Below are 3,071 nucleotides of genomic sequence, written 5' to 3'. Positions count from 1 at the left end.
GTCCAGGCCCAGCGAGGCCAGCAGCGGGCCGGCAGCGGCGAGTTTGTCGTGCACGCCGTAGATCGCATGCTGCAGGCCCAGGTCGGCCACGCGGCGGCGCACGGCCGGGGAATCCCGCCCGGTGATGACCAGCGGCGTGATGCCGCCTTGCATCAGCAGTTTCAGGCCCTGGCCATCCAGCGTGGAGAAGGCCTTGAACTGTTCGCCGCTTTCGCCGATGTAGATGCGGCCATCCGTCAGGCAGCCATCGACGTCGAAGATCGCGGCCTTCAGGCCCAGGCCGCTGCCCTGGGCGCGCAGCAGCAGTTCGGGCGGAAAGGACAGCGCGGCAGCAGGCATCGCCATCGTCAGATCACCTTCGCGCGCAGCAGGTCGTTGGTGTTCAGCGCGCCGACCAGGTGGCCGGCGGCGTCCACGACCAGCACGCTGGTGATGCGGTGCTGCTCCATCAGGTCGGCCGCTTCGACCGCCAGGGCGTCGTCGCGGACCAGCTTGGGATGTGGGTGCATGACCTGGTGCGCCTTCATTGCGCGCAGGTCGGCCCCGGTCTCGATCATGCGGCGCAGGTCACCGTCGGTGAAGATGCCCAGCACCTTGTCTCCGTCGACCACAGCGGTCGCACCCAGTCCCTTGCTGGTCATCTCGCGCATGGTCGCGCTGAAGCTGGCATCGGCCGGCACACGCGGCACCTGCTCGCCGCCGCGCATCAGGTCGCGCACGTGCATCAGCAGCTTGCGGCCCAGCGCGCCGCCCGGGTGCGAGCGGGCGAAGTCGTGTTCGCGGAAGCCGCGTGCGTCCAGCAGCGCCACCGCCAGCGCATCGCCCATTGCCATCTGCGCGATGGTGCTGGCGGTGGGCGCCAGGTTCAGCGGGCAGGCTTCCTTCTGCACGGCCGTGTTCAGCACGAAGTCGGCATGCCGGGCCAGCGAAGAGTCCGGCCGGCCCGTCATCGCGACCAGGGTGATGCCGAGCCGGCGCATCGGCGGCAGGATGGCGTTGAGCTCGTCGCTCTCGCCGGAATTGGAGATCGCGATCACCACGTCGCCCGGCGTGACCATGCCCAGGTCGCCATGGCTGGCTTCGCCCGGGTGCACGAAAAACGCCGGCGTGCCGGTGGACGCCAGCGTGGCAGCGATCTTGCGGCCCACGTGCCCGCTCTTGCCCATGCCCATCACGATCACCCGGTGGCGGGTGTCCAGCATGGCCTGCATGGCCTGCACGAAGGCGCCATCGATCTGCCCGCGCAGCGCCAGCAAGGCGTCGGCCTCGATCGTCAGGGTCTCGCGGGCCAGGGAGAGCGCGCGCTCGGCATCGAAGGGTGAGGTGGGGTTCAAAGCGGTGGTCTGGTTCAGAATGGGGCGATTTTAGGTCGACGAACGGTCCCCCGCTGCATGGCATCCACCCTCGAGCTGGTTCTGCTTTATCTCCTGGCCGCGGTGGTCGGCGTGGTCGCCTGCCGGCTGGTCAAGTTGCCACCCATGTTGGGCTACCTGGCGGTGGGCGTGCTGATCGGGCCGAATGCCTTGTCGCTGGCCAAGGATTCGGCCGCGGTGAAGTACCTGGCCGAGTTCGGCGTGGTGTTCCTGATGTTCGTGATCGGGCTGGAATTCAACCTGCCCAAGCTGCGCAGCATGCGCACACTGGTCTTCGGACTCGGCCTCAGCCAGGTGATGCTGACCATCCTCGGCGCGGTGGCCGGCAACCTGGTGCTGGCCTGGCTGTTCTCGTTCACCCGCATGGGTTGGGAGCTGGGCTGGGCCGGCGCCATTGCACTGGGCGGCGCGATGGCGATGTCGTCGACCGCCATCGTCGTCAAGCTGCTGGCCGAGCGGCTGGAGCTGGAAAGCGAACACGGCCGGCGCGTGATGGGCGTGCTGCTGTTCCAGGACCTGGCCGTCGTGCCGCTGCTGGTGCTGATCCCGGCGCTGGGCTCGCCGGGCGGCGAGATGGCCATGGCGCTGGGCATTGCACTGCTGAAGGCGATTGCGCTGCTGACGGTGCTGCTGGTCGGCGGCCAGCGCTTCATGCGCTGGTGGCTGACGCTGGTGGCGCGGCAGAAGAGCGAAGAGCTGTTCGTGCTGAACCTGCTGCTGGTCACGCTGGGCCTGGCCTGGATGACCGAACACGCCGGGCTGTCGCTGGCGCTGGGCGCGTTTGTCGCCGGCATGCTGGTGGCGGAGACCGAATACAAGCACCAGGTCGAGACCGACATCCGGCCTTTCCACGACGTGCTGCTGGGCCTGTTCTTCATCACCATCGGCATGAAGCTGGACTGGCGGCCGGTGTGGGACGAATGGTTCCTGGTGCTGCTGCTGACGATGATGCCGGTGATTGCCAAGGCCGCGCTGGTGGCGGGCTTGGCCTGGGCCTTTCGCGCAGCGCCTGGCGTGGCCATCCGCACCGGGCTGTACCTGGCGCAGGCGGGTGAATTCGGCTTTGTGCTGCTGAGCCTGGGCGCCGAGCAGCACCTGATCAACCCGCGCTGGATCAGCCCGGTGCTGGCCTCGATGGTGCTGTCGATGCTGGCCACGCCCTTCATCGTGATGTACAGCAACCGCATCGTGATGCGGCTGGCGGCCAGCGACTGGCTGATGCAGTCGGTGCAGCTGACGACCATCGCCAAGAAGGCGATCCGAAACGAGCAGCACGTGATCATCTGCGGCTTTGGCCGCAGCGGGCAGAACCTCTCGCGCCTGCTGGAGCAGGAGACGATTCCGTACATGGCGCTGGACCTGGACCCCGACCGCGTGCGCCAGGCGGCTGCGGCCGGGCAGAGCGTGGTCTTTGGCGACGCTGCGCGCTTGCAAAGCCTGATGGCGGCCGGCCTGTCGCGCGCGGCGGCGGTGGTCATCAGCTACCCGGACACGCCGTCGGCATTGAAGATCCTGGGCCTGGTGCGCCGGCATGCGCCGCAGGTGCCGGTGGTCGTGCGCACCATTGACGACACGGATCTGGAGAAGCTGCGCGCCGCCGGTGCGACCGAGGTCGTGCCCGAGGCTGTCGAAGGCTCGCTGATGCTGGCCAGCCATGCGCTGGTGCTGGTGGGCGTGCCGATGCGCCGGGTGATCCGC

Annotated in this window: 3 protein-coding genes; 1 reads left to right on the top strand and 2 read right to left on the bottom strand. The window is 68.4% G+C overall.

Annotated elements, in window-relative coordinates:
• Together FKP22_RS25665 and FKP22_RS25660 are read right to left on the bottom strand one after the other, a co-directional pair.
• Positions 1-345, bottom strand: a 345-nt coding sequence (locus FKP22_RS25665) for a KdsC family phosphatase (RefSeq protein ID WP_375140618.1), incomplete at its 3' end; no start/stop codon positions are given.
• Positions 346-347: 2 nt separating this feature from the next.
• Entirely contained in the window at positions 348-1,334 is a 987-nt protein-coding gene (locus FKP22_RS25660; RefSeq protein ID WP_231010594.1) for a KpsF/GutQ family sugar-phosphate isomerase, read from the bottom strand.
• Positions 1,335-1,391: 57 nt separating this feature from the next.
• Here FKP22_RS25660 and FKP22_RS25655 point away from each other — a divergent pair.
• The coding region (locus tag FKP22_RS25655) for a cation:proton antiporter (RefSeq protein ID WP_141290606.1) at positions 1,392-3,071 on the top strand (1,680 nt) is incomplete at its 3' end.

This window comes from Ideonella azotifigens, assembly GCF_006519715.1.
Classification (GTDB): domain Bacteria; phylum Pseudomonadota; class Gammaproteobacteria; order Burkholderiales; family Burkholderiaceae_C; genus Ideonella; species Ideonella azotifigens.
Note: the sequence above shows the minus strand (reverse complement) of the source record. Positions and strands in the feature narration are given on the sequence as shown.